The organism is Rhizobium sp. BT04, assembly GCF_030053135.1.
Taxonomy (GTDB): domain Bacteria; phylum Pseudomonadota; class Alphaproteobacteria; order Rhizobiales; family Rhizobiaceae; genus Rhizobium; species Rhizobium binxianense.
Genome location: NZ_CP125652.1, coordinates 2,524,697 through 2,550,392, shown reverse-complemented (window position 1 = coordinate 2,550,392; position 25,696 = coordinate 2,524,697). Strand labels below are relative to the sequence as shown.

Annotated in this window: 28 protein-coding genes and 1 tRNA gene; 10 read left to right on the top strand and 19 right to left on the bottom strand. The window is 62.3% G+C overall.

Annotated elements, in window-relative coordinates; all coding sequences use genetic code 11:
• Positions 1-15 precede the first annotated feature (15 nt).
• Complete coding sequence (locus QMO82_RS20905) at positions 16-1,029, bottom strand: ABC transporter permease (protein WP_183608713.1); 1,014 nt, start codon at positions 1,027-1,029, stop codon at positions 16-18.
• Positions 1,022-1,681, bottom strand: coding sequence for a cell division ATP-binding protein FtsE (gene ftsE / locus QMO82_RS20900; protein ID WP_003567051.1), 660 nt, complete (start codon positions 1,679-1,681; stop codon positions 1,022-1,024). Before ftsE ends, QMO82_RS20905 begins: the two co-directional genes overlap by 8 nt.
• Before the next feature lie 205 nt (positions 1,682-1,886).
• On the opposite strand from ftsE, the gene QMO82_RS20895 reads away from it, so the two are divergent.
• From QMO82_RS20895 to QMO82_RS20885, 3 genes are all read left to right on the top strand, one after another.
• Positions 1,887-2,540: a hypothetical protein gene (locus tag QMO82_RS20895; RefSeq protein ID WP_183608747.1), complete on the top strand. Its 654-nt coding sequence runs from the start codon at positions 1,887-1,889 to the stop codon at positions 2,538-2,540.
• Between the two features lie 132 nt (positions 2,541-2,672).
• Positions 2,673-3,215 (top strand): hypoxanthine phosphoribosyltransferase, encoded by a 543-nt coding sequence (gene hpt / locus QMO82_RS20890; RefSeq protein WP_003567049.1) that lies wholly within the window; start codon positions 2,673-2,675, stop codon positions 3,213-3,215.
• Between the two features lie 217 nt (positions 3,216-3,432).
• Positions 3,433-3,792, top strand: coding sequence for a response regulator (locus QMO82_RS20885; RefSeq protein WP_018495840.1), 360 nt, complete (start codon positions 3,433-3,435; stop codon positions 3,790-3,792).
• Between the two features lie 134 nt (positions 3,793-3,926).
• On the opposite strand, the gene QMO82_RS20880 is transcribed toward QMO82_RS20885, so the two are convergent.
• The 4 genes from QMO82_RS20880 to argH form a co-directional block, all read right to left on the bottom strand.
• On the bottom strand, positions 3,927-6,569 hold the full coding sequence (locus QMO82_RS20880) for a TIGR02302 family protein (protein ID WP_183608714.1): 2,643 nt from the start codon (positions 6,567-6,569) through the stop codon (positions 3,927-3,929).
• A 165-nt stretch (positions 6,570-6,734) separates the two neighbouring features.
• Positions 6,735-8,003, bottom strand: a complete 1,269-nt coding sequence (gene lysA, locus QMO82_RS20875) for a diaminopimelate decarboxylase (protein WP_183608715.1) — start codon at positions 8,001-8,003, stop codon at positions 6,735-6,737.
• 11 nt (positions 8,004-8,014) lie between these two features.
• Positions 8,015-8,209: a lipoprotein gene (locus tag QMO82_RS20870; RefSeq protein ID WP_003543301.1), complete on the bottom strand. Its 195-nt coding sequence runs from the start codon at positions 8,207-8,209 to the stop codon at positions 8,015-8,017.
• Positions 8,210-8,361: 152 nt separating this feature from the next.
• Positions 8,362-9,765, bottom strand: a complete 1,404-nt coding sequence (gene argH, locus QMO82_RS20865; RefSeq protein WP_183608716.1) for an argininosuccinate lyase — start codon at positions 9,763-9,765, stop codon at positions 8,362-8,364.
• Between the two features lie 26 nt (positions 9,766-9,791).
• Between argH and QMO82_RS20860 the strand changes: the two genes are divergently transcribed.
• Positions 9,792-10,454 carry a TlpA disulfide reductase family protein gene (locus QMO82_RS20860; RefSeq protein WP_183608717.1) on the top strand — a complete coding sequence of 221 codons (663 nt, stop codon included), beginning with the start codon at positions 9,792-9,794 and terminating at the stop codon, positions 10,452-10,454.
• 178 nt (positions 10,455-10,632) lie between these two features.
• Here the strand turns inward: QMO82_RS20860 and QMO82_RS20855 are convergent, their stop codons facing one another.
• The 7 genes from QMO82_RS20855 to QMO82_RS20825 form a co-directional block, all read right to left on the bottom strand.
• Positions 10,633-11,514, bottom strand: coding sequence for a 3-hydroxybutyryl-CoA dehydrogenase (locus QMO82_RS20855; protein ID WP_097618080.1), 882 nt, complete (start codon positions 11,512-11,514; stop codon positions 10,633-10,635).
• Between the two features lie 147 nt (positions 11,515-11,661).
• Positions 11,662-12,591, bottom strand: a complete 930-nt coding sequence (locus QMO82_RS20850) for an electron transfer flavoprotein subunit alpha/FixB family protein (RefSeq protein ID WP_183608718.1) — start codon at positions 12,589-12,591, stop codon at positions 11,662-11,664.
• A gap of 26 nt (positions 12,592-12,617) precedes the next feature.
• Positions 12,618-13,367, bottom strand: coding sequence for an electron transfer flavoprotein subunit beta/FixA family protein (locus QMO82_RS20845; protein WP_183608719.1), 750 nt, complete (start codon positions 13,365-13,367; stop codon positions 12,618-12,620).
• 188 nt (positions 13,368-13,555) lie between these two features.
• Entirely contained in the window at positions 13,556-14,341 is a 786-nt protein-coding gene (locus QMO82_RS20840) for a rhomboid family intramembrane serine protease (RefSeq protein ID WP_183608720.1), read from the bottom strand.
• Between the two features lie 33 nt (positions 14,342-14,374).
• Entirely contained in the window at positions 14,375-14,953 is a 579-nt protein-coding gene (locus QMO82_RS20835) for a cob(I)yrinic acid a,c-diamide adenosyltransferase (protein WP_183608721.1), read from the bottom strand.
• A 477-nt stretch (positions 14,954-15,430) separates the two neighbouring features.
• Positions 15,431-15,634 carry a twin transmembrane helix small protein gene (locus QMO82_RS20830; protein ID WP_097622081.1) on the bottom strand — a complete coding sequence of 68 codons (204 nt, stop codon included), beginning with the start codon at positions 15,632-15,634 and terminating at the stop codon, positions 15,431-15,433.
• Positions 15,635-15,648: 14 nt separating this feature from the next.
• Positions 15,649-16,482, bottom strand: a complete 834-nt coding sequence (locus QMO82_RS20825) for an SDR family oxidoreductase (RefSeq protein ID WP_183608722.1) — start codon at positions 16,480-16,482, stop codon at positions 15,649-15,651.
• A 76-nt stretch (positions 16,483-16,558) separates the two neighbouring features.
• Here QMO82_RS20825 and QMO82_RS20820 point away from each other — a divergent pair, with 76 nt between their 5' ends.
• The gene (locus QMO82_RS20820; protein WP_183608723.1) at positions 16,559-17,482 is read left to right on the top strand and encodes a YihY/virulence factor BrkB family protein; all 924 of its coding nucleotides are present in this window, start codon (positions 16,559-16,561) and stop codon (positions 17,480-17,482) included.
• Here QMO82_RS20820 and gluQRS read toward each other — a convergent pair.
• The gene (gluQRS, locus tag QMO82_RS20815; RefSeq protein ID WP_183608724.1) at positions 17,447-18,328 is read right to left on the bottom strand and encodes a tRNA glutamyl-Q(34) synthetase GluQRS; all 882 of its coding nucleotides are present in this window, start codon (positions 18,326-18,328) and stop codon (positions 17,447-17,449) included. The two genes, QMO82_RS20820 and gluQRS, sit on opposite strands and share 36 nt — an antisense overlap.
• Between gluQRS and QMO82_RS20810 the strand changes: the two genes are divergently transcribed.
• Both QMO82_RS20810 and QMO82_RS20805 read left to right on the top strand, forming a co-directional pair.
• Positions 18,327-19,019: a DNA-3-methyladenine glycosylase gene (locus tag QMO82_RS20810; protein ID WP_183608748.1), complete on the top strand. Its 693-nt coding sequence runs from the start codon at positions 18,327-18,329 to the stop codon at positions 19,017-19,019. The two genes, gluQRS and QMO82_RS20810, sit on opposite strands and share 2 nt — an antisense overlap.
• Positions 19,020-19,130: 111 nt before the next feature.
• Entirely contained in the window at positions 19,131-19,688 is a 558-nt protein-coding gene (locus QMO82_RS20805) for an HNH endonuclease (RefSeq protein ID WP_077992002.1), read from the top strand.
• A gap of 9 nt (positions 19,689-19,697) precedes the next feature.
• Here QMO82_RS20805 and QMO82_RS20800 read toward each other — a convergent pair whose 3' ends face one another.
• Together QMO82_RS20800 and QMO82_RS20795 are read right to left on the bottom strand one after the other, a co-directional pair.
• Positions 19,698-20,213 (bottom strand): disulfide bond formation protein B, encoded by a 516-nt coding sequence (locus QMO82_RS20800; protein ID WP_183608725.1) that lies wholly within the window; start codon positions 20,211-20,213, stop codon positions 19,698-19,700.
• Positions 20,214-20,235: 22 nt separating this feature from the next.
• Entirely contained in the window at positions 20,236-20,826 is a 591-nt protein-coding gene (locus tag QMO82_RS20795; protein ID WP_183608726.1) for a YqaA family protein, read from the bottom strand.
• 202 nt (positions 20,827-21,028) lie between these two features.
• Here QMO82_RS20795 and QMO82_RS20790 point away from each other — a divergent pair, with 202 nt between their 5' ends.
• Complete coding sequence (locus QMO82_RS20790) at positions 21,029-21,313, top strand: hypothetical protein (protein ID WP_183608727.1); 285 nt, start codon at positions 21,029-21,031, stop codon at positions 21,311-21,313.
• A 57-nt stretch (positions 21,314-21,370) separates the two neighbouring features.
• Here QMO82_RS20790 and QMO82_RS20785 read toward each other — a convergent pair whose 3' ends face one another.
• The gene (locus QMO82_RS20785; protein ID WP_183608728.1) at positions 21,371-23,119 is read right to left on the bottom strand and encodes a cation:proton antiporter; all 1,749 of its coding nucleotides are present in this window, start codon (positions 23,117-23,119) and stop codon (positions 21,371-21,373) included.
• Positions 23,120-23,330: 211 nt separating this feature from the next.
• Here QMO82_RS20785 and QMO82_RS20780 point away from each other — a divergent pair, with 211 nt between their 5' ends.
• Both QMO82_RS20780 and QMO82_RS20775 read left to right on the top strand, forming a co-directional pair.
• Positions 23,331-23,615 carry a hypothetical protein gene (locus QMO82_RS20780; protein ID WP_126910578.1) on the top strand — a complete coding sequence of 95 codons (285 nt, stop codon included), beginning with the start codon at positions 23,331-23,333 and terminating at the stop codon, positions 23,613-23,615.
• A gap of 164 nt (positions 23,616-23,779) precedes the next feature.
• Positions 23,780-24,067, top strand: coding sequence for a hypothetical protein (locus QMO82_RS20775; protein WP_097622071.1), 288 nt, complete (start codon positions 23,780-23,782; stop codon positions 24,065-24,067).
• Between the two features lie 110 nt (positions 24,068-24,177).
• On the opposite strand, the gene QMO82_RS20770 is transcribed toward QMO82_RS20775, so the two are convergent.
• A tRNA-Leu gene (locus QMO82_RS20770) sits at positions 24,178-24,262 on the bottom strand.
• A gap of 124 nt (positions 24,263-24,386) precedes the next feature.
• Complete coding sequence (locus tag QMO82_RS20765) at positions 24,387-25,682, bottom strand: MFS transporter (protein WP_183608729.1); 1,296 nt, start codon at positions 25,680-25,682, stop codon at positions 24,387-24,389.
• Between the last annotated feature and the right edge of the window lie 14 nt (positions 25,683-25,696).

Sequence of the window (25,696 nt, the reverse complement as noted above, 5' to 3'; positions counted from 1 at the left end):
ACGGCATGGTCAGGATCAACTCGCAATGCCGTCGGTGCGTGTCGGGTCCGAGCGTAGTGTATCGATTTCGTAGATCGTCCGCATGACGGTCAGCCGCGCGGTGAAGGTGGTCAGGAGCGCGATGACGATCATCGTTGCAAAGATGCCGGCATAACCAAGCACACCGACGGAGAAGGTGCCGAAGAGCGCGGTTGCCTGGTCGGTTTCCGGGGTGGCGAGGGTGCGGCTCTGCCAAAAACCCGCGCTGGCGAAGAAGAGAGCGGCAAGGGCGCTGCCGATCGCCGAGCCCTTGAGGCTGATCTTCAGGAAATGCTTCTGGAATTCGGTGGCGACGAAGGAGCTTTCGGCGCCGACGAAATGCAGCACTTCGACGACGTGACGGTTGCCCGACAGCGCGCCGCGCGTGGCGAAGACGACGGTGAGCACCATCGCCGTGAAAACCAGCAGCAGGATGCCGGTACCGATCATGACGGTCGTATGTGCCATGGAGACCAGCCGGTCGACCCAGGTGCGGTGATCGTCGAGGGTCGCCTGCGTAATGCTGTCCTTGAGCAGCGCCCGCATGGAATCGAAGTCCGGCGGATTGCTCTCGTCGATGGTGATGATGACGAGGCGGGGAACGGGCAGATCCTTGAGATCGAGACCGGGGCCGAGCCAGGGTTCGAGCAGGCGGGCGGTCGCCGCCTCGTCGACGATCTGGCCGCTCTTGGTGCCGACGAAGGTCAGTGCCAGATCGCGCGCCTGGGTCAGCGCCTTTTCCATGTCGAGATTGTCGTCCGGCTTGATCTGGATGGTAATCTCGCGGGAAATCTGGCTCTCCCAGCTGGCCGCCGTCGAGCGCACCATGCTGACGCCGCCAAGCGTCAGGCAGGCGAGAAAGGCCATGATCGATATCACGACCATCAACGCGCTGCCCTGGATGTTGGACGGCGGCAGGATCGGTGCGGTCGGGCGCACGCGCATTTCCGGCCGCTTCTGTTCCGCCTTACCAGGCGCCGTGTCTCGGTTTCTGGATGGAGGCTCAGTCATAGATATCGAGATGCCCCCCAGAGAGGATCATGCGGCGGGCTTCCACCTGTTCCATCAGCGCCAGGTCATGGGTGGCAATCACAACGGCGGTGCCGAGGCGGTTCAGCTCGAGGAAAAGGTTGAGCAGGCGCTTGGCCATCGGCGGGTCGACATTGCCGGTGGGTTCGTCGGCAAGCAGCACTTCCGGCCGGTCCATCAGCGCCCGGGCGATCGCGGCGCGCTGTTTCTCTCCGCCGGAGAGCACGGGCGGCAGCACGTTGATGCGTTCGCCGAGGCCGACCCATTTCAACAGTTCCAGGACATCGGTCTTGTAGGAGCTTTCGTCCTTGCCGCGTACGCGTAAGGGCAAAGCGACATTCTCATAGGTGGTGAGATGGTCGAGGAGACGAAAATCCTGGAAGACAATGCCGACGCGGCGGCGCAGCAGCGGCAGCTCCGGGCGGGGGATTTCTGAAATATCGCGCCCGAACATGCGGATCAGGCCGCGTGTCGGCTGCAGCGACATGAAGAGCAGCCGCAGCAGCGACGTCTTGCCGGCGCCCGATGGCCCCGTCAGGAATTGAAATGACTTCTTCGGAATGTCGAAGGTCAGGTCCCGGAGAATCTCCGGGCCCATGCCATAGCGCAAACCGACATTCTCGAAGTGGATCAACGGGCAGCTCAGTCTGTTGTGGGTTTCACCGCACGACTTGTTAACCAACACCGTTAACAGCCGGTAAATTTTGCTGGAAAGACGTCCGTTTGATGGCGATCTTTGCGAAGCATTAACCATTAAAATTTACGACTGAGGAGGATTCGTTTCAATGCCAGATTTCTCCTGGCATCGAAACCATGTGGACATCTGCGAGGCAGCCACCATGGAAGCATCCTCCTTCAGCCGCCGGACGCCGGGCCAGGTCTATGATTTCCTGCCGCCGGAACCTGCTATCCGCCAGTACCGCACGGCACGTCCCGCCGATATTTCCGACGCCGAATTCGTGACTCTCGGCAAAGTGCGGCCTCGGGAATTCAATGCCAGGACCCATAACGACAACCGCAAGCGCATGGCTGCGGCGCAGGCCGCACAGCCGCCGCTCATGCCGGCGATGGCCGCTTCCGTTCTGCAGACATTGGAATCCTGGCTGCAGCGCGCATCAATGCGCAGCTTCGCCGCGCTGGTGCTAGCGCTCATCGTGCTCGTCTTCGGGCTTGCGGGTGGTTTTTCCGGCCTTTCCGGCGATCGAGCCTATTCCGGCGCGCCGCTGCATTTCACCCATGTCACGGTGACGCCGCGTGATGCGAACGGCATGCGGGTGCTCGTCATCAACGGCATCATCGAAAACGACAGCGGCACGACGCAGACGGTGCAGCCGATCCGTGCCGATCTCGTAACCGACGAGCGACTGACCGCAAGCATCGTCATCAATCCGCCATCCGATGTCATCTACAGCCGCCAAAGCCGGGGCTTCTCGGCTCGCGTCCAGCATGCCGGCGGAAAAATGCCGCAGATCCGGCTTTCCTTCCTGCCGTAGAAAATCCGGGACCTGTCATGGTCGACTTTCCGGCCACAGCTCGCGCCGATCCCGTTAAATTTCAGCCGCGAGGCTGTTTCAAGGCCGCATTTGTGCTAACGGCTTACCCTTCTTTTCATGGAGCAAGCCCTTATGCCTGTCGTGCGCGGAAAAAACATCGAGCCGCTCTTCACTGCCGAACAGATCGCCGAGCGCAATCATTCTATGGCGCGGGAGATCGCCAACGGCCCGACCAAGGACCTGCTCGTCATCGCCGTGCTCAAGGGTTCGTTCATCTTCGCCGCCGACCTGATCCGTGCCCTGCATGATAGCGGGCTTGCCCCGGAGGTCGAGTTCATCACGCTGTCGAGCTACGGCATCGGCACGGTCTCGCAGGGCGTGCGCATCGTCAAGGATATCGACAGCGACGTCCATGGCCGCGACGTCCTGCTGATCGACGATATCCTCGAATCCGGCCGGACGCTGCTCTTTGCCAAGGAATTGCTGTTCGAGCGCGGGGCGCGCAACGTCACCATCGCCGTGCTGCTCGACAAGCGCGTCAAGCGCAAGGAAAAGCTGGAGGCCGATTATGTCGGCTTCGAATGCCCGGACTATTTCGTCGTCGGCTATGGCATGGATGTCGCCTATGCCTTTCGCGAACTGCCCTTCGTCGGCGTGGTGACCGGCGACGCCTGAGCGGCTGCATCACCCCCGACGTCGGACTCGATCGGGGATAAAAGATTCAGCAATTGAAGGTGTTGCGGCATTTCCCGCGCGTCTGAAAGACGCGCAGCGTTATCTTGCCGTTCGAGACGGGTTGTTAACCATCTCGTCCATCGCTTCCCCATCTTTACCGATCGAAAAGGAAATCCTGATGATTTCCGTCGCGGGGCTGACACGGAGCGATGCACATATGGCAAGAATTCTGATCACGGAAGACGAGGACTCCCTGCGGTCTTTCGTAGCCCGAGCCCTGCGGCTTGATGGCCATGAGACCGATGAGGCGGCTGACGGGGCCGAGGGCCTGGAGAAGCTCAAGGACGGGGTCTACGATCTGCTGCTTTCAGATATCCGCATGCCTGTCATGGACGGCATCGAACTCGCCCATCAGGCAAAAGACGCTTTTCCAAGCCTGAAGATCCTGCTGATGACCGGCTATGCCGAACAGCGCGAGCGGGCCGACGATCTTGCCGAAAAGATCATCGACGTCGTCGCCAAACCATTCGCGCTTCCCGATATCCGCAAGGCGGTCGCGCGGGCGCTCGTCGCTTAGGGCATGATGCCGAGAGGCGTGCGCGGTTTTCCGGACGGCATCCCGCTCACCTTCTTCGATTCGATCCGGATTTAGGCCGATCCGGCCGAAATCCTTGCTTCAGCGCGCCGTTTCATTTCACGGTGGCGTAGGGCCTACTGGATGTCCAGCAACCGTTCGAGATACCGCCGTTCCATTTCCTGCGGCGGATTGTTGCCGAGCTTCTCGCGGATCGCGTCGAGGATTTCTCGGGCGCGCTGAACGTCGATTTCGTCGGGGACCTTGACGCTGTTGTCGCCGAAATCCGGTCCCGGGGGGCGTGGCCGACCGAGCGGGTCGCGGCCATTCTGGTCGCCGCCCTGACTCATCTGGCCGTTCGGACCCTGCCCTTGCTGGCCCTGCTGCGCCTGCATCATCTGGTTCATCATGTCGCGGGCGCCCTGGCGAAGTGCTTCGAGCGCGCGCCCCTGGCCCTCGACGGCCGGCTGGCCGCGGCCCTGGCCGAGTTCGCGGCCGGCGCCTTCCATTTCGCGCTGCGCCTGGCCGAAGCCGGGGCCGGGCTTCATGCCCATCTCGCCGAGCTTCTTCTGCAATTCGCCGAGCTGTTTGCCGAGCGCATCCTGCTGGGCGCGCAGCTGTTTCAGCGCCTCGCGCAGCTGCTCGGCCGTCATCTGGTCGGAGGGCTGCTGGCCGTCTTTGCCTTGCTGGCCCTGCTGCTGATCCTGCTCTCCGGGGTTCATCTCGTCGAGCAGCGGATCGTTCTCGCCCATGTCAGGCTCGCCGCGCTGCATACGATCCCTAAGCTGCTGATCGAGGCGGAAGGTCTGATCCATCAGCTTCTGCTGATCGCGCAGGATCTCACCGAGCTTGTCGATCTGCTTGCGGGCCTCGCTGTTTTCTTGGCTTTGCTGGCCGCGCTGCGGCCGGCCGGCCTGCAGGTTGTTCATCATGCGCTGCAATTCCGATAGCATCTGCTGGGCTGCGTCACGATTGCCGGAGCGGGCGAGATTCTCGATCTGGTCCATCATCCGTTCCAGATCCTGCTGGCGCAGGATGTTCTGCGTGTTCTGGTTCGGCTGCATCGGCGCGTTCTGCATACGCTGGGCAAGCTCGGTCATATAGTCCTGCATCGCCTTGCGCAGTTCGTTCATCAGCTTCTTGATTTCCTCGTCCGGGGCGTTGCGGTTCAACGCGTCGGCAAGGTTCTGCTGGGCTTCGCGCAGCTTGCGCTCAGCAAGCGAAAGATCGCCGTCCTCCATGCCGAGCGCGATCTCCCAGAGATACTGGGCCGTATCCTTGAGCGCTTCCTCACCCCTAGCGAGCTTCATGCGCGTCAAGGCGGATTGCAGCAGCAGGTAGTTGGTGAGCTTGGGGATGGTCTCCTCGGGACGGATGGTCAGCGCCTCGTTCAGCGCGATCGCCTGCGGCATCTTGCGCGTATCGAGCGCGAAAACCTGCCGTTCCTCGGCGACGGCTGCGGCAAGCGGCTCGTTGAAGGGCCGCGATGGCAGCACCATTTCATGCGGCGGGCTGCGGCCGGTCTGGCCTGCGGCATCCTTGGCGACAAGTGTTACGCGCACCCGCTTGCCGGCAAGCGGATGTTCGGTGAGGTTGCGGCTGGTGACGCCCTTGGCGTCGCGGGCGTTGCGGCGGGGAATGTCCAGCCGGTATTCCGGCAACGGATAGAGCGGCGTTGCCGTCGGATCGTTTTCCAGGGGAACGATCTCCGCATGCGCCTCCTGGACGCCGTAATCGTCCTTGACGGTGAAGCCGATTTCAAGCGCGCCGTTGACGCTGCGCTTCGGCAAGCCGTCGAAAGCGATCTCCGGCGCTTTGTCGGGAAGGATGTTGAAACTCCAGCGACGGCCGTTGACTTCGAGCGCGCCGCTCTCCTCGAGCTTCATCATATGCGTCTGCGCGACGAGAGCCGGACTGGCTGCGGCCGTATTCGGCTGTTCGCTGCCCGACGCCGCCGGCTGCTGCGGCTTGGTATCCGCCTGCACAGCAATATCCTGCGCCTCGCCGTTTGCCTTGCGGAACACCACCTTTTCGGCTGTCTTTCCGCCGCTGACGCGTACGGTGAGGCCTGAAAACTGCGGAATGCCGATCGGCGCCTGCTCGCTGCCGTCAGCCGTCAGATAGATCGGGGCGCGGCCGGTATAAGAAGGCGGCGTCACCCAGGCGTCGATACGCACCGCCGGATCGACCGTTATCTGCTCGGGTGCCGCCTGCAACGCATCCATGACCGAGCCGCCATTGATCGACAGCGAATAAGCGAAGGCGGTGACCAGCAGCAGCGCCGGCACGGCGCGCAGAGCGAAACGGTCATGCGCGGCAATATCAGGTCGCGGCAGTCCGGCATCCAGCGCGGCGATCTTTTCCGCCATGCGGATCTGGTGCTCGCGCCAGAGTGCCCGGGCGAAGGGCGTATCGAAGGCCGGCTCGTCTTCCTGGACAGTGACCGGCTGGTGCGGCAGGCCATTGCGCTCTTCCAGCATGCGGTCGGCTTCAGCGATCCTCGGCCAGCGCAGGGTGCGGAAGGGGACGAGCGAGACCAGAAAAGCCGCGGCAAAAGCGATCAGCAGCAGGATGCGCAGCCAGTCCGGCACACTGCGGAAGAGGCCGAACCACGAGGCGGAGAGATAAAAGCCGATGACGGACAGGACCGGCATCAAAGGCGGCAGCAATTGCTCGAAAAACAGTACAAAGCGCGCCAGCAGGCGTTTTGTCGTCACCAACCGGGCAAGCGAGGGGCGGAGCGCAAATGCACCTTTCTTCTGCCTTGAGAGGCTTGTCATCGGTCCGGTCTCCGCGATCTGGCGTTCTGGAACAGAGGGCGCTTCCGGCGATTGCAGGGCAATACGCTCATGAACGAAAGGATAACACTCTTTGTGGCGAAGGCGAGGGCGAGCGGCCGGCAATACCGGCTTTTCACGTTTATTCGCCAAAAAGTGATGGCTTGTTCAGTCCAGCCAGGCCGGAACGGAGTCGAGGCTGATCAGCTCGGCATAGGTTCTGCGCGGGCGAATCGCATGGAAATCGCTGCCCTTGACCAGAACTTCGGGCACGAGCAGGCGGCTGTTATAGGTGCCGGCCTGGACCGCACCATAGGCGCCGGCCGTGCTGACGGCCATCAGGTCTCCGGGCTTCGGCATCGCCATCTCGCGGTCGAGCGCCAGATAATCGCCGGTCTCGCAGACGGGACCGACGACGTCGGCGCGGATGCGTGGGGCGTTCGCCGCCGAAATCGTCACCGGGCGGATCTCGTGATAGGCCTCGTAGAGGGTGGGGCGGATAAGATCATTCATCGCGCCGTCGACGATGACGAAGGTCTTTTCGCCGCCATCCTTCACATAGAGGACTTCGGTCACCAGGATACCGGCATTGCCGACGATCAGGCGGCCCGGCTCGGTGATGATCTTGCAGTTCAGGCCGCGCAACTGGTTCTTGACGATTGCCGCATAGGCATCCGGCAGTGGCGGCGGATTGTTGTCGTCCTTGTAGGGGATGCCGAGGCCGCCGCCGATATCGACGTGATCGATGGTGTGGCCGTCGGCGCGCAGCGTCGCGACAAGATCATGCAGCAGCCTGAAGGCGTCGTCGAACGGCTGCAATTCGGTGATCTGGCTGCCGATATGCATGTCGATGCCGGTGACCTCGATGCCCGGCAGCCTGGCGGCATGGGCATAGATCGCGCGGGCGCGCTCCCAGGAGATGCCGAACTTGTTTTCCTTCTTGCCGGTCGAGATCTTGGAATGCGTCTTGGCGTCGACGTCAGGGTTGATGCGGAAGGAGACCGGGGCTTTCTTGCCCGCGCTGACGGCGCGCTGATTGAGGATTTCGAGTTCAGGCTCGGATTCGACGTTGAAGCAGTAGATGCCGGCCTCAAGCGCAAAATCCATCTCGGACGGCGTCTTGCCGACCCCTGAAAACATGATGCGGTTTGCCGGAATGTCGGCGGCAAGCGCGCGGCGCAGCTCGCCTTCCGAGACGACGTCGATACCGGCGCCGAGGCGGCCCAGCGTCTTCAGCACCGCCTGGTTCGAATTTGCCTTCATCGCATAACAGACCATGGAATCCATGTCGGCGAAGGCTTCCGAAAAGACGCGGTAATGGCGCTCCAGCGTTGCGGTGGAATAGACATAAAAGGGCGTGCCGACCGCCTTGGCGATCTCGGGAACGGGAACGTTCTCGGCGTGAAGGATGCCGTCGCGGTATTCGAAGTGGTTCACGGGCTTATGCCTTAAAGAAGGGGGTCGAGAAGGAAAGGCTTATCAACGGTTCCCGGCTGTTTCGTCGGCTTGGAAACGTCCCCTTCCTTGGTGGCCGCAGCGCTCGGCGGATCGAGGTCGCCCTTGCGCCCGCATCCGGCAACGGCAAGGCCGATGACGGCGAGAACGGCCGTCAGGCGGACGAGGTGCGGCAAGCTCTTCTGCATGGATATCCTCTTCTGCGGCATCTGCTGGCATCATTCAGCTCAAGTGACGGACATCTTCATATCGAAGTTTATCCGCCTTGTGCACCCTGATTGTTGGACGGTCTTTCCGTGTCCTGAAGGAAGGGCGCGGCGGCTTTTCGCCCCGCCCCGTATCAGTTGCGGGCGCGCCAGAAGGCGATCTGCCTGCGCACTTCGGAGGGCGCCGTGCCGCCGAAGCTCTTGCGGCTGGCGACCGAGGCCTCGACGGTCAAGACGTCGTAGACCTTGTCGGTGATGTCTGGATGGATTGCCTGCAGGTCGGAGAGCGGCAGCTCGGCAAGGTCGCAGCCCTTGCTTTCGGCAAGCGCCACGGCGCGGCCGGTCACGTGATGGGCATCACGGAAGGGCAGGCCCGCTTCGCGCACCAGCCAGTCGGCAAGATCGGTCGCCGTCGAAAAGCCGGAGCCGGCCGCCGCCTTCATGCGCGCGGTGTTGATGGTCATGTCGCGCACCATGCCGGTCATGGCGGCGATTGCCAGTTCCAGGCTCTCGGCCGCGTCAAAGACCTGTTCCTTGTCTTCCTGCATGTCCTTGGAATAGGCGAGCGGCAGCCCCTTCATGATCGTCAGCAGCGCCACCAGCGAGCCGTTGATGCGGCCGGTCTTGGCGCGCACCAGTTCGGCGGCATCCGGATTCTTCTTCTGCGGCATGATCGAGGAGCCTGTGGAGAAGGCGTCGGAGAGACGGACGAAACCGAATTGCGGGGTCGACCAGATGACGATCTCTTCCGCCAGGCGCGACAGGTGCATGCCTGTTATCGCCGCGATCGACAGGAACTCGATGGCGAAGTCGCGGTCGGAGACCGTATCGATGGAGTTGCGCGTCGGCTCGCGGAAACCCAGCGCCTTGGCGGTCATATGGCGGTCGATCGGATAGCCGGTGCCGGCAAGGGCGGCAGCACCGATCGGGCTTTCGTCCAGATGCTCGATGGCGTGGCGCACGCGTGAGCGGTCACGGCCGAACATTTCGACATAGGCCATGCAATGATGGCCGAAGGTGACGGGCTGGGCAGTCTGCAGATGGGTGAAGCCCGGCATTACGCTTTCGGCATGTTCCTCGGCGCGGTCGAGGAAGGCGGCGATCAGGCCGGTCAGCATCCTTTCGGTCTTCTCAAGCTCTTCCTTCACCCAGAGGCGGAAGTCGAGCGCCACCTGATCGTTGCGCGAGCGGGCGGTGTGCAGCCGGCCGGCTGCCGGTCCGATCAGCGTCGCCAGGCGCGCTTCGATATTCATGTGGATGTCTTCGAGCCGACGCGAGAATTCGAAATTGCCGCTTTCGATTTCTGACAGGATCGTGTTTAGCCCGTGAACGATCTTGTCCTTATCGTCTGATGAAATGATCGCCTGATGGGCAAGCATGGTCGCGTGGGCGATCGAACCGCGGATGTCCTGGGCGAATAGCTTCTTGTCGAAACCGATCGAGGCATTTATCTCCTCCATGATCGCGTCCGGGCCGGAGGCGAAGCGCCCACCCCACATCTGGTTGGAGGATTTGGTGTCCGTGTTGTTCTCGGCCATGGAAGATGCCCGTCCTGGAGAATGAAATGACGACGAAAAAACCCTTCGGCCTGCCGTCCGGAAAATTGATCGCAATCGCCGCCGTCGCAGGTGTCGTTGCAGGTGCGGCAGCGGTATACGTGAAGGAGACGGGGATTGGCAATGGGATCGGCAGCAGCGCTTCGGCCGAATGCTCGCTGGCGAAGGAGCGTGCTGCCAATCTGGCGCCGCTGATGAAGGGGCAGGTGGCCGCCATGGTTGCCGCCGCCGAGCCGCGCAAACTCACCGCGGTTTCCTTCAACGGCCCGGATGGCAAGCCACTGACGCTCGACCATTTCGCCGGCAAGACCGTGCTTCTCAATCTCTGGGCCACCTGGTGCGTACCCTGCCGCGAGGAAATGCCGGCGCTGAACGCACTCGAGAAGGCGATGGGCAGCGACAGGTTCCAAGTCGTGCCGGTCAATATCGACACCGGCGACGACGAGAAGCCGAAGACCTTCCTGACTGAAACCGGCGTCGATGCGCTGCAGCTTTACCGCGACAATACGATCGGAGTCTTCAACAGCCTGAAGAAGGAAGGCCTTGCCTTCGGCCTGCCGGTGACGCTGCTGCTCGACGACAAGGGCTGCCTGATCTCCGCCATGAACGGCCCTGCCGCCTGGGATAGCGAAGATGCCAAGGCGCTGATCAAGGGTGCGATCGGGTCGTAACGACGTTGATCAGGAGTCCCCATCTCCTCTCATGAGGAAGACGCCGGCGATTCCGATCAGAACGCAGCACTGCAGCAGGAACATGGGTGTTTCGGTCGACATGGCGTTTCCTCCCGTTCCCGGCAAGGAAAGCATTTCGCGGGCGCTCGGTCTATTCGCCCGTTCTGATGATGTCTAGTTACCGCGTCGGGACAGGCACGTCGCCGCGATAGTCGTAGAAGCCGCGGCCGGATTTGCGTCCGAGCCAGCCGGCTTCGACATATTTCACCAGCAGCGGGCAGGGGCGATATTTCGAGTCCGCCAGACCGTCGTGCAGCACCTGCATAATCGAGAGGCAAGTGTCGAGGCCGATGAAATCGGCAAGCTGCAGCGGCCCCATCGGATGGTTGGCGCCGAGCTTCATCGCCGTGTCGATGGCATCGACCGTGCCGACGCCTTCATAGAGCGTGTAGATCGCCTCGTTGATCATCGGCAGCAGGATGCGGTTGACGATGAAGGCCGGGAAATCCTCAGCGACAGTGATGGTCTTTTCCAGCGTGCCGACGAATTCCTTGGCGGCGGAGAAAGTCTTCTCATCGGTCGCAATGCCGCGCACCAGTTCGACCAGCTTCATGACCGGCACCGGGTTCATGAAATGTATGCCCATGAAGCGTTCGGGGCGGTCGGTGGCGGCAGCAAGCCGGGTGATGGACAGGGAAGAGGTGTTGGTGGCAAGCAGCGCTTCCGGTTTCAGGACCGGACAAACCTGCGTGTAGATCTTGCGCTTGACCGTTTCATCCTCGGTCGCCGCCTCTATGACGAGATCGGAGGGGGCGAGATCGTTGACATCGGAGGAGCCTGATATGAGCGACAAGGTCGTCTTGCGCTCCTCTTCGGTCATCTTGCCGTTCGTCACCAGGCGGGCGAGGTTGCCATTGATGGTGGCAAGGCCGGATTCGATGCGGTCCTGGGAGAGATCGTAGATGTGAACCCTGTAACCTGCGGCGGCCGAAACATGCGCGATGCCGCAGCCCATCTGGCCGGCACCGATAATCCCAATATTCTTCAACACCGCATTCATCTCCAAACCCCCACACGGCATTCGCCCCCGCGCTGCCGCATTTTCTAGCAATACTGCCGGACGAATGATCGCCCGGCAGCAGTAGTAGACCGATAAAAGATAATTTTCCAGTCATTCGCAAGTGCGAAAGAAAAGCATTTGGCGCGCTTAGAGCGCCTTTTGCAATTCCGGCAGGGCTTCGAAGAGATCGGCGACGAGGCCGTAGTCGGCGACCTGGAAGATCGGCGCCTCCTCGTCCTTGTTGATGGCGACGATCACTTTCGAATCCTTCATGCCGGCCAGATGCTGGATAGCGCCGGATATGCCGGCGGCGATATAGAGCTGCGGCGCCACCACCTTGCCGGTCTGGCCGACCTGCCAGTCGTTCGGCGCATAACCGGCATCGACGGCGGCACGGCTGGCACCGACGGCAGCTCCGAGCTTGTCGGCAAGCGGCAGGATGACTTCCCGGAATTTTTCCGCAGAACCCAGCGCGCGGCCGCCGGAGAGGATGATCTTCGCAGACGTCAGTTCCGGACGGTCGGAGGCCGACAGGGCGTCCTTGACGAAGGTCGACAGTCCCGGATCGGAAACCGCCGCGATCGCCTCGACGGTGGCCGAGCCACCTTCCGGTGCAGAGGCGAAGGAGGCGGTGCGCACGGTAATCACCTTCTTGGCATCGCTGGCCTGCACCGTCTGGATGGCATTGCCGGCATAGATCGGCCGCTTGAAGGTATCGGCGGAGATCACCTCGATGATCTCCGAGACCTGGGCGACGTCGAGCAGGGCAGCGACGCGCGGCAGCACGTTCTTGCCGACCGAGGTGGCGGCCGACAGGATCGTGTCGTAGCTGCCTGCCAGCGAGACGATCAGCTCGGCCAGCGGCTCGGCCAGATTGTTGGCGAGTGTGTCGCTTTCGACCAGCAGCACCTTGGCGACGCCCGAAAGTTTGGCCGCCTGTTCGGCAGCAGGCTTGGCAGCCTTGCCGGCGACGAGAATGTGCACGTCGGAGCCGATCTGGCTTGCCGCCGTCAGCGCCTTGGCGGTCTGGTCGGAAAGGCTTTGATTGTCGTGATCGGCGAGAAGAAGAATGGTCATGATATTTTGCTCCTGTTCTCAGCTGATTACAGCACGCCGGCTTCGTTTTTGAGCTTGTCGACCAACTCGGCGACCGACTTGACCTTGACGCCGGCCTTGCGGCCGGACGGCTCCTCGGTCTTCAACACCTTCAGCCGCGGTGTGGTGTCGACGCCGAAATCGGCAGGCGCCTTCTTGTCGAGCGGCTTCTTCTTCGCCTTCATGATGTTCGGCAGCGAGGCATAACGCGGTTCGTTCAGCCTGAGGTCGGAGGTGATCACCGCCGGCAGCTTGATCTCGATCGTCTGCAGGCCGCCATCGACCTCGCGGGTCACCTGCGCCTTGCCGTCACCGATGTCGATCTTCGAGGCGAAGGTTGCCTGGGCTGAACCCAGCAGTGCGGCCAGCATCTGGCCGGTCTGGTTCGAATCGTCGTCGATCGCCTGCTTGCCGACGATGATCAGGCCCGGCTGCTCGGCCTCGGCGACAGCCTTGAGGATCTTGGCAACGGCAAGCGGCTCGACCGCATCATCGGTCTCGACCAGGATCGCCCGGTCGGCGCCCATGGCAAGGGCGGTGCGCAGCGTCTCCTCGGCCTTGGCCGGGCCGATCGACACCACCACCACCTCTTCGGCCTTGCCGGCTTCCTTCAGCCGCAGCGCCTCTTCCACCGAGATCTCGTCGAACGGGTTCATCGACATCTTCACATTGGCAAGCTCGACACCCGTGCCATCCGGCTTCACCCGGATCTTCACGTTGTAGTCGACAACCCGTTTGACTGGGACGAGAATCTTCATGGGGTCCTTCCTTCAGGGAAAACTGGCTTCAGAGACTTTTCTAAGAAAATGCGCGCTCAGGCGCTGCTCCGATGGTCGAATGGCGACATGGATACGCGTTTTTCCTCCAAATTCAACGCTTCCATGACGCCGATAGGCAATTTGCCTAGGCAATATATGACGTTTACGTTCACATCAATATCGCCAGATCAGCGCCGACCCCAGGGAAGGCGCTGTGTCGTCCGCCCGTTCGTGCCGGCCGCAATGGCCGGACCGGCGCCGGGGCCGTTTCTCACCGCGCGGGGCGTGACGATCTCCCGGTCGAAGAGCGGCACGCCGGGCCGGCGCAACACCAGGATCAGAAAAGCCCCGGCAAGGATGCCGCCGACATGCGCGCCCCAGGAAACATCGCCGTCGGGTGTGATCGCCAGCATGAAGAACTGTTGGCCGATCCATAAAAGCAGCGGCACGAAGGCCGGCAGCGGCAGCGGTATACGGAAGAAGACCAGCACCCAGACCCTGACGCGCGGATGCAGCATGACATAGGCAGCAACCACGCCGGAGACTGCCCCCGATGCGCCGACCAGCGGCGCTTGCGACGTCATGCTTAGCAGGCCGTGGCAGAGCGCGCCGGCGGCTGCGCAGAGGAGGTAGAACATCAGGAAGCGCAGATGTCCCATCGCATCCTCGACATTGTCGCCGAAGACCCAGAGGAAGATCATGTTGCCGGCGAGATGCCAGAAGCCGGCGTGGACGAAGGCATAGGTGAAGTAAGTCAGCGGTTCCGGGACGATTTCGAGCCCCTGCGCCAGCACCGCGTCGCCAAAGACGATCGCCGGGATGTAGCCGAGCCCGACGGTCGTCGCCTGGGCTGCCTGCTCGCTCTCCAGGCTGGTCAAGAGCCAGATTGCGACATTCAGTGCGATCAGCGAGAGCGTCACCCACTGGACCTTGATATGTTTCAGCGTGTTGGCGTCGTGAAGTGGTATGAACATTAAGGCCCCCCGGCGATCGTCGTCGCGGCAAGCCTATCTGTTTTTTCCGGGAACCCAAAGCACATCCGCTTGGCCCCGGTCATTTGCATGACGTGCCGCGACGAAGAGGAAATCCGAGAGCCGGTTGACGTATTTCCTTGCCGGCTCGCTGACGATTTCGCCGTCGGTGCGGGCAAGCGCCACCATCAAACGTTCGGCGCGCCGCGCAATCGTGCGGGCAAGATGCAGATGTGCGGCGGCGGGGCTGCCGCCCGGCAGGATGAAGGATTTCAGCGGCTCGAGACCGGCGTTCAGCTGATCGATATCGCGCTCGACGCGATCGACCTGAGTCTCGACGATCCGCAGCGGTTCGTAGGCCGGCGTCTCACCGGTGTCCGGCGTGGCGAGATCGGCGCCGAGATCGAAGAGGTCGTTCTGGATCGACATCAGCATGGCGTCAAGTTCGGGCAGGGCTGATGTGTGCAGCCGCGCCAGACCGATCGCGGAATTGGCCTCGTCGATCGTCCCGTAGGCTTCGACGCGCAAATCGTCTTTTGGCCGGCGCGGGCCGGAAACCAGCCCGGTCGTGCCGTCGTCGCCGGTTTTGGTGTAGATCTTGTTGAGTTTCACCATGCCGCACCGCCTGTCGAGGGGAGGGCGTTTGCGCCGTGTGAGATTGTCGACAGCAGCCCCTCATCCGCCTGCCGGCACCGACCGGGGTCGAGCCACGTGTCTCGACCCGTCCTTCGGACTCCCGCTTGCGGGGCGAAGGGACATGCCGCGGCCTCGCCGTTCCCACCTCGCTCTCGCAGGGCAAGTCCCCTCTCCCCGTTTTTTACGGGGAGAGGGTTAGGGTGAGGGGCAGCTACCAGCGCCAACCGGACAGCAATGGGCTTGACCCGAGCATCCACACCGCATCCACCAGCGGCATCGGGGATGGATCCTCGGGTCAAGCCCGAGGATGACGGAGAGCGGGGTTGGCCTTCTCGCCAAACTCTCCCCGGCATACTGACGCACACCGCGTCGGGGTGCTTCCTCAAGCCGGCACTCACCTCTCCGCGGTCATTCCTGTCTGCACCCATCATCGAAATCCCCGCTGCATTAGTCACCTCAGCTCGGCCGGCCGCCGCCGGTGATCCAGAGCGTGATCATAATCAGGACGACGGCGATTGCCTGCAGCAGGACACGAAGCTGCATCAGCTTGTTGGAACGGTTGGCGTCGCCGCCCTTCATCATGTTGAAGAGGCCGCGGATCAGGACGAGGGCGACGGCGCCCATGACGATGATCGCAAGGATATAGGTGACGGTGGACATGGCATTCAGCTTTCTCAGTCCGTCCAGCGCATCAGGCGGTAGAAGAGGTCTGCCGGAAGCAGCCGCTTCAGGAACATGCCCTGTTTAGCCGGAGTCGTTACAGGATAATGTGGCCTCGGATTTTTCGAGTTCAATGCGCGCTTCAATACGGAATAGACCGCTTCCGGGCCAAGCTTGTGGCGGTTGACCGGCCCCGATCCGTCAAGCCTTGCCAGTTGTCTGATATAGTCGGCCGCGTGCGGCGAATTCCGGACGTCGATATGCTCCTTGATCTTTGCGAGCGCGTTGGCGGTGAAACGCGTGGCGATCGGCCCCGGTTCGATCAGGCTCACATGGATGCCGCTGCCCTGCAGCTCCATGCGCAACGTGATGCTGAGGCCTTCGAGCGCAAATTTGGAAGCGGTATAGGCGCCGCGGTAGCGATAGGGCACGACGCCGAGGATCGACGAGCATTGCACGATCCGTCCCTCTCCATGTCTGCGCATCGCCGGAATGATTTGCCGCGTCAGTTCGTGCCAGCCGAAGAAATTCGCCTCGAACTGGGCGCGCAGCGATGATGTCGAAAGATCCTCGACGGCGCCCGGCTGGCCGTAGGCGCCATTGTTGAAGAGCGCGTCGATGCGGCCGCCGCTGCGTTCGAGAACCGCGCCGACCAAGTCGGAAATCGTCTCGGGCCTGGCATAGTCCATCAGGAAGGCTTCGATGCCGTCTGCCTCCAAGGCCGCCAAATCGTCCGGCTTGCGCACCGTCGCGAAGACGCGCCAGCCATCGGCTTTCAGCGCCCGCGCGCAATGAGCGCCGATACCGGACGAACATCCGGTCACGACGATGGTGCGCTCTCCCGCCATGGAATGATTCCTGTACAAAATGGGACTCGTTTCCCATATTCGGCCAGAGGATACAATCTGGAAAGCCGGAGACGGAATGCCGAAGGTGCTGCGCACGATCTACGACGTGGTCTATGACGCGATCTGTCACATGATCGAGGATGACGGCTTTGCCATGGCGAGCCACGTGGCGCTGTCGAGCCTGCTTGCGGTTTTCCCCTTCCTGATCTTCGGCACGGCGCTTGCAAGCTTTCTCGGCGCCGATCAGTTCTCCTCGACCGCCATCCATCTGATCTTCGATACCTGGCCCGAGGCGATCGCCAAGCCGCTCGCCGACCAGGTGCTGCAGGTGCTGACCATTCCGCGCGGCGGGTTGCTGACGATCTCGGTGCTGGCGGCCGCCTATTTCGCTTCGAACGGTGTCGAGGCGCTGCGCATTTCGCTCAATCGCGCCTATCGGGTGCAGGAAACGCGGGCCTGGTATTTCACCCGTCTCGCCAGCCTGGGCTACGTGTTGATCGCGGTCATCATCTTCACGGCGATCAGCATTCTGCTGGTCGCCCTGCCGCTGGCGCTCGATTATTCGAGGAAATGGTTCCCGCTGTTTGCCGATACGCTCGACATCGTCTTCAGCTGGCGCATCTATGGCACGCTGGTGGTTCTGACCGTCGGACTGCTGGTCATGCATCTCTGGCTGCCGGCCGGCAAGCGGCGGGTCTTCGACGTCATCCCCGGGGTGCTGCTGACGCTGCTTCTCTGGCTCGCCGGCGCGCTGATCTTTGCCTATTATCTCGCGACCTTCGCCAATTATACGGCAACCTATGCCGGCCTCGCCTCCGTCATGATCGTGCTGATCTTCCTTTATATGGTCGGCGTCATCTTCATCATCGGGGCGGAGATCAATGCGGCGCTGATCAAATTCCGCGTCTTCCGGATGTTCTCGCATACGCTTTCGATCGTCGGCAGAGAGCGTGTCGAAAGGCCGTCAGAGCCCGACAAGGCAGCGAATATCGGCCCCTGACAGGCCGCGGGCACGCAATTCGGCAAGCCCACTGTCGCCTTCGCTTTTCGAAAGCTTGCGGCCCTGCGCATCCAGGACGAGGCGATGATGGTGATAGAGCGGCTGCGGCAGGTCGAGCAGCACCTGCAGCAGCCGGTGCACCGATGTCGCCGGGAAGAGGTCGAAGCCGCGAACCACATGGCTGACACCCTGCAGCGCATCGTCGACGACCACCGACAGATGATAGCTCGACGGGGCGTCCGAGCGCGACAGGATGACATCGCCCCAGGCTTCAGGCTCGGCGGCGATCTCGCCTGATCTGCCGTCGCCGGTTTCCGTCCAGAACAGCAGCTCGCCGGTCAGCGCGAGCGCCTTGCGCATATCGAGCCGCCAGGCATGTTTCATGCCCGAGGCCAGCATTTCCCGCCATTCGTCTTCCGGGCGCTCGCGATCGTTGGCGGGATAATGCGGCGTGCCGTCGGGATCGCGCGGCCAGGATTCACCGGCCGCCTCATAGGCGGCGACGCGTGCCTTCACCTCGCCGCGCGTCAGGAAGGCCGGATAGACCAGGCCGCGCTCGATCAGCGCATGCAGCGCCGCCTGATATTCGGCGAAATGTTCCGACTGGCGCCGCACCGGACTTTCCCAACCAATCCCCAGCCAGTCGAGATCCCTGAGGATGCCGGCCTCGAACTCGGGCGTGCAGCGCGCCTGGTCGATGTCCTCGATCCGCAGCAGCAGGCGGCCATGCCAGGCCTCCGCCATGTCGCGGTTCAAGAGGGCCGAGAGGGCATGGCCGAGATGCAACTGTCCGTTCGGGCTCGGCGCAAAACGAAATACAGGTTTTTGACGCTCACTCGTGATCATGCTTTCTTCTGCCACGGATTTCAGTTTCGAACCACTGGGAGGAAATGTGCAGATCATCCGCAACGACGACGACGTCAGGCGGGGGCTGGAAGCGCTGCTTGGCCTCGATCCGCGTCTTGCGCCGATCGCAGCGGATATCGGGCCGCTTCCGTTGCGGCTGCGCGAACCCGGTTTTGCCGGCCTTGCCCATATCATCGTCTCGCAGATGGTATCGCGCGCTAGCGCCGAGGCGATCTGGCGGCGGATGCTGCCGGCGGACGGGTTGCTGACCGCCGAAGGCTACACGCTGCTTCATTCCCAGGCATGGCGGGAATTCGGGTTGTCGCGCGCCAAGGCCGAGACGCTGTCGCGGATCGCTGAAGCCGTTGCCTCCGGCCGCCTCGATCTTTCCGGGCTCTGCCTGAAGCCGCCTGATGAAGCGCTTGGTGAACTCACGGCGCTCAAGGGCGTCGGTCCGTGGACGGCGGAGGTCTATCTGATGTTCTGCGGCGGCCATGCCGACGTCTTTCCGGCCGGCGATGTGGCGCTGCAGAATGCCGTCGGTGCGGCATTCGGTCTCGCGGCGCGGCCGCAGGCGAAGGCGCTTGCCGCGCTTTCGGAAGCCTGGTCGCCGTGGCGCTCCGTGGCGGCCCGGCTTTTCTGGGCCTATTACGCCGCGAAAACGCGCCGCGACCTGGTGCCGACCGGCTGATCGGCAACACTCTTCAAATTGCCTTTATCCTCTGAATTTATTGGACTTCACAATCCTGTAACAACCGGCCTAATATACAGGTGCAGATGCCGAATCGATCAGGAGAGTCCCTTGACGATTGCAGTCTCCCCCCAGGCCCTGCCAGCGCTCGTTCTGAACGCTGACTACCGGCCGCTGAGTTATTACCCCTTGTCGCTGTGGTCCTGGCAGGACGCGATCAAGGCGGTATTTCTCGACCGTGTGAACATCATCGCAGAATATGAGCATTCGGTGTCCTCACCGAGTTTCTCGATGCGGCTTCCGAGTGTCGTGTGCCTGAAGACTTACGTTCAGCCATCCCGCAATCCTGCTTTCACCCGGTTCAACGTCTTCCTGCGTGACCGGTTCGAATGCCAGTATTGTGGCGCCCATGACGACCTGACCTTCGACCATGTCATCCCGCGCGCCCATGGCGGCGAGACGACCTGGGAGAATGTCGTGGCAGCCTGTTCGCCCTGCAATCTGCGCAAGGGCAGCAAGCTTCCCAAGCAGGCAGGCATGTTCCCGTCGCAGAAGCCCTATCAGCCGACGGTGCAGGATCTGCACAATAACGGCCGGCTGTTCCCGCCGAACTATCTGCATGATAGCTGGCTCGATTATCTCTACTGGGATACCGAACTGCAGCCTTGATCGAATTGCTTACGCAGCCTTGCGAACGCCGACAAAGGCAAAGGCTGCGAGCAGGATCCCCGCAATCACGTTCCAGCCCGCAAAAGACAGGCCGAGGACCCTGAGCGCCGCATCGGTGCAGGATGGGCCTTTGATCGTATTGAGTTCGCCGAGCAGATCGCCGGCATTGGTCGTCATGCTGCTTGCCGTGGTCGAGCAGGTGGCCGGCCCCGGCCAGAAATGCCATTCGACGCCGGCGTGGTAGACGCCCATGCCAGCCGTGACCAGCATCAGGATGCCGGCCGCGAGGATGAGCGCGCGGGTGATCCAATTCGGCAGGCCGACGAGCTCGGAGATGGCAGCGAGAATGGCGATCGGGATGGCGTAATAATAAGGTTGGCGCTGCAGCAGGCAGAGCGCACAGGGAATATAGCCGCCGATATATTGGAACCCGAGCGCCGTGCCGACAACGGCCGCCATGCCGATCAAGAGCAACAGGGAATAGGTAAAGCCGGGGCGGGCGAGCGGAGAAGAAGTGGCAGTCATGGCGGAACTCCGCAAGTTGGGCCTAATGAGCGAAAGAGCGGTAGCCGACGTATAGCACGATCACGGCACCGGCACCGATGCCGACGATCTGGCCGAGGCGTTTCTCGATGAAATCCCGGATCGGCTCTCCGTAGCGGCGCAGCAGCCAAGCAAGGAAGAGGAAACGCGCGCCGCGCGCAACGATCGCCGAAACAATGAAAAGACCCAGATTGACGTGGATGACGCCGGACAGGATCGTCACGATTTTGATCGGCGGCAGATGTGCGAGACCTGAGGTGACGAGCAGCAGCAGGATCGTCTCGTAGGTGACATAGGCCTTCATCTGCTCGAAGGCTTCGAGCTTGCCATAGAATTCGAGAACCGGCCGCGCCACCGTCTCATAGGCGTAATAGCCGAGCGCCCAGCCGGCGATGCCGCCGAGCACGGAGGCGACGGTGGCAATCAGGGCATAACGATAGGTGCGTTCCGGCTTGGCCAGCGCCATCGGCAGGAAGAGCACATCGGCGGGGACGAGAAAGACGGAGCTTTCGACGAAGGCGATGACGGCGAGCCAGACTTCGGCCGATTTGCGCGAGGCCAAAGACATGGTCCAGTCGTAAAGTCTGCGGAGCATTCCGTTTCCTTCCTGTTGCAGTGCAAAAAGCTTTAGGGGTCGTGCGCGGCGCTGTAAATGCTCGCCCGTGTCCTTCGTGCCACCGCCATCCAAAAATTTTCGTGATGCGGGGCGTCGCCGGCTCTCCCTAGATTTCACGGGATTGCGAATCGGCCATTCTGCGGCAAGCTGTTTCTAGGTCGACGTGCAGGGTGGCAAAAGAATGTTCAAAGTGATCGAAGGCGGCCTTGGGCGGGCCGTGGAAATGAATGTCCAGGCCGAAGAGCGCGGCAGGCCGAGCCGGGAGGATGTACGCCGGGAGGCGGCGCGGCGGCTCAGCGAAAGCGGCTATCACCTGTCGCGCATCCGCGAGTTTGCGACCGGCATGCCGATGCTGGCGGCTCTCAAACACCTGTCGCTGCAGATCGATTTCGCAGCGGAAGCCTTGTCGCGGCTCGACCCGATCCCCGAGGATTTCCGCTCCGACGGTTATTGGCCGGCGCGCTGAGACGTTCATAGACAGCGTGTTTGCAGCTGGGGATTTCATCGCACCGCGGTTTGCGTTTCACGACAGGTCCATCGACTTTTCCCACTGCTGCCGCAGGACGTTCATCTCCGTGCGCTTCTGGGCCATCTCGCTGACGGCGGCGCGCAGATTGGGATGACGCGCCATGAACATGTTGAAGTCGCGTCGCTCTAGCACCTCGAACTGGCAGAAGTCGACGGCGATGACGTCGGCGGTGCGCCGTCCGCCGGTGAGAAGCGCCATTTCGCCAAAGAAGGCGCCCGGTTCCAGGCGAATCGCGCCGCTGGCAAGCCGGACTTCCACCGCCCCTGAAGAGATGAAATACATGCCGTCGCCACGGTCGCCGCGGCGGATGACACGTTCGCCGGGTGGAGCGGACTTTGCCTTGAAGAGCAGCAGCAGCTCCTCCTGCGCGTCCTCGTCGACCTCGGAGAACAATGGGAAAGTCTCGATCAGCTGCTGCATCTTCAGCTGATGCTGGCGTTCGCGCTCCTCGCCGAGCGCCCTGATCTTTTCCAGTTCCTTGCCGAGCGCCTTCTGCCTCTTTCGGCCGTAGTTTTCCCAAAGGGAGGGCCATGTCGAATGGGCATATTTCTTCAGTCCGTCGGTCGCCAGGATCACGATCGGGTTGAGCGTGATCGACAGGATTGCGGCGGCCAGGATCAGATCCTGGCCCTCATGCGGCAGAAGCCCGAGCGACACGCCGAGGCCGGCGAGGATGAAGGAGAATTCGCCGATCTGGGCAAGGCCGCCGGCCAATGTCAGCCCCAGGCCGATCGGATATCTGAGCAGGATGACGATCAGGAAGGTGATGATGCCCTTGCCGAGGATGACGAGCGCCAGCGCGCCGATCACGGCCAGCGGCTGGCGCACCAAGATCGAGGGGTCGAAGAGCATGCCGACGGAGACGAAGAACAGCACGGAGAAGGCATTCTGCAGCGGCAGCGAATCGGCGGCCGCCCTGTGGCTGAGCTGGGATTCGCTCATGACGACGCCGGCAAAAAATGCGCCGAGCGCAAAGGAAACGCCGAAGATTGCCGCCGAGCCGAAGGCGATGCCGAGCGCGATCGCCAGGACCGTCAGCGTGAACAGCTCACGCGAACCGGTGCGGGCGATCATCGTCAGCAGCCAGGGCACGATGCGAGGGCCGAGGAAGATCGCCATAGCGGCGAAGGCCGCCACCTTCAAGAGTGTGAGGCCGATCGTCAGCACCAGCGGCAGGTCGCCGAGGCCGTGGTTGGTCGTATCGGCGGCGTTGCCACCCAGAAGCTCCGCGAGCGCCGGCAGCAGCACCAGCGCCAGCACCATCACCAGATCCTCGACAATCAGCCAGCCGACGGCGACGCGCCCGCTTGGCGCGTTGACGAGATTGCGCTCCTCCAGCGCCTTCAAGAGAACGACGGTGCTCGCCACGGACAGGCTGAGGCCCAAGACGATGCCGGCGCCGAGGCTCCAGCCCCAGAGTCGGCAAAGGCCGACGCCGAGCAGGGTGGCGAGAATGATCCGCCCGATCGCGCCCGGCACGGCGATGCCGCGCACGGCGAGCAGGTCGGAGGCGGAAAAATGCAGGCCGACGCCGAACATCAGAAGGATGACGCCCATTTCGGCGAGCTGGCCGGCAAGGGCGGTGTCGGCGACGAAGCCCGGGGTGAACGGCCCCATCAGGATGCCGGCCATCAGGTAGCCGACGAGCGGCGGCAGCCGGAGCCGATCGGCGCCGTAGCCCAGGATCGCGGCGAAAACAAAACTGACGGCAACCGTCGCAATGAGTCCTACTTCCTGATGCACGTCCGCCCTCTCTTGTGTAGCGGCGGCCACTTTGGACGAAGCGCAGGCAAAATTAAACAGGTGATTTGAGTTGCGATGCCTTCGTTCTCAGTCCTGGGCGGCCAGCCGCAGGCATCGTCTATCGTTGTCCGTGGCACGATCGGACGGTCACCGATATCGGAACCAGTTGCGTCCTACCTCGTTGCCCCTTCATCAAGAAAGGAGAAACGACATGCGGAAGATCATCCTCAACTGTACTGTGGCGGCCCTTGCCGCCTGCTCGTTTGCAGCGCCTGTTCTCGCCGACAGCGTCTATGTCAGGGAGCGTTCCTATGATGACGGTTATCGTCATGAGCGAGTAAGGCCCGGCATCACCATCAGCGAGCGTGGCGTCACTTTCGGTGCGGTGCGCGAACGTGAGCACCGCCGCTATCGCGATAACGGCTGCGAAACCAGGAGCGTCACCCGCCAGACCGACGAAGGCGAGGTCACCAAGACGGTGAGACGCTGCAATTAACTGGAATATGCGACAAGGACGAAGCCCGGTTCCACAAGCCGGGTTTTCGCCTTTCGCGGCAGGACGATCTGAATGGGTGGTGGAAGTGGTCCGTCGGTGTTATGAGCACGCCTTTGGTATATGCGCGCTCCCGGCGCAAACACCTCCCGCACAGGATTATCACTATGATTGAGCTTACACCGTCCCAGATTGCCGCCCTCAAACTCGCCAGGGATGGAGACCTCTATCCCCAGCCGGCCAATAAATGGACGCACCAGAACGCGACAGTGACTTACGCAAAAACCGACCGTTGGAAAGAGCGGCCGCAGAAAATTAAATCAGTTACTGCCAAGACGCTGGGCGAGTTGAAGGAGCCGGGTTTCCTTGAGCGGCGGCACCTGGATGACGACGTTTCAAAAGACGTCTACGGCATCACCATGGCCGGCAAGATGTGGCTGCTGAAGAATAAGTAGTTTCACCTGCACGCGAAGATAATGTGCAGCTAACTGGAGCATTACCGGACCAGTCCGCTTTCGCTTAGCTGCTCTTCGGCCTGCCGCGCCAAAGCTCGCAGAGCGAAGGCTGGTGCCCCATGCCGGGGTCGAACCAGCACTTCTTTCGAAACTCGATTTTGAGTCGAGCGCGTCTACCAATTCCGCCAATGGGGCAACGGATACGGACCGGGCGGCTGTCTAACATGCGAGCGCCCGCGCGCGCAAGACGGTTGGGCGAAGTTATCGGACTGATCCGGTGGAGAACCCGGCCTCGTTTCGAGGCCGGATCCTGTTTGTGTCAGTGGGCGGCGGCGGGCGCGGGATTGCTCAGGCCGGACTTCTTCAGCGTGATTGCCAGGATCGAGGCCAACAGGCAGAAGGCGCCGGCGACGAAGAAGGCGGGCAGGTAGCTCGACAGCTCGGTGCGCGAGAGGCCGGCGCCATAGGCGGCGGTGGCGGCTCCCAGCTGATGGCCGGCAAAGACCCAGCCGAAGACGAGGCCGACCTTTTCGCGGCCGAAGCGATCGGCGGCGATCTTGACGGTCGGCGGCACGGTGGCGATCCAGTCGAGGCCGTAGAAGACGGCGAAGATGGAAAGGCCGTAGAAGCTGAAATCGCTGAAGGGCAGGTAGAGTAGCGACAGGCCGCGCAGACCGTAATACCAGAACAGCAGCCAGCGATTGTCGAAGCGGTCGGACAGCCAGCCGGAGCCGATGGTGCCGAAGAAATCGAAGATGCCCATGACCGCCAGCACGCTGGCGGCCGCCACCGGAACGATGCCGAAATCGCCGCACAGGGTGACGAAATGGGTCTGGATGAGACCGTTGGTGCTGAGCCCGCAAATGAAGAAGGTGGCAAAGAGGATCCAGAAGGTCGAGGTCTTCGAGATTTCCTTAAGCACGGTGATCGGCGTCATCAACGCGACGCCGAGCGAGGTGCTTGCCGGCGGCGGCGTGACCTGCGTTTCGCCGAGAGCCGGCAGGTTGAGGTCGGCCGGGCGGTCGCGCATGAAAGCCAGCACGGCAAGGGCCGCGACCATGATCATGGCGCAGACGAAAAACACCGTCGAGCGCCAGCCATAACGTTCCGTCAACTCCGCCATCAGCGGCAAAAAGACGAGCTGGCCGGTGGCCGAGCTTGCCGAAAGCATGCCGACGACCAGGCCTCGGTGCTTGGTAAACCAGCGTGAGGAGACCGTCGCGGCGAGCACCATGGCCGTCAGGCCGGTGCCGAAGCCGACGACGATGCCCCAGAGCAGCAGCAATTGCCACAGCGTCGTCATGAACAGCGAGCCGATGAAGCCGGTGCCGATCAGCGCCAGCGCGAAGACGATGACCTTGCGCACGCCGAAATAATTCATGAAGGCCGCGGCGAACGGTCCCATGAAGCCGAACAGGATCAGACGGATCGCCAGCGCCGAGGAAATCTGCGAGGTCTCCCAGCCGAACTCGTCCTGCAGCGGCTTGATGAGCACGCCGGGTGCGCCCATGGCGCCGGCGGTGACCAGCATGGTGAGGAAGGTGGCGGCAACGACGACCCAGCCGTAATGGATGTTGCGCCGGGCGAGGGTGGAGGCGAGGGCTGTGGAAACCATGGGCAAGATTCCGT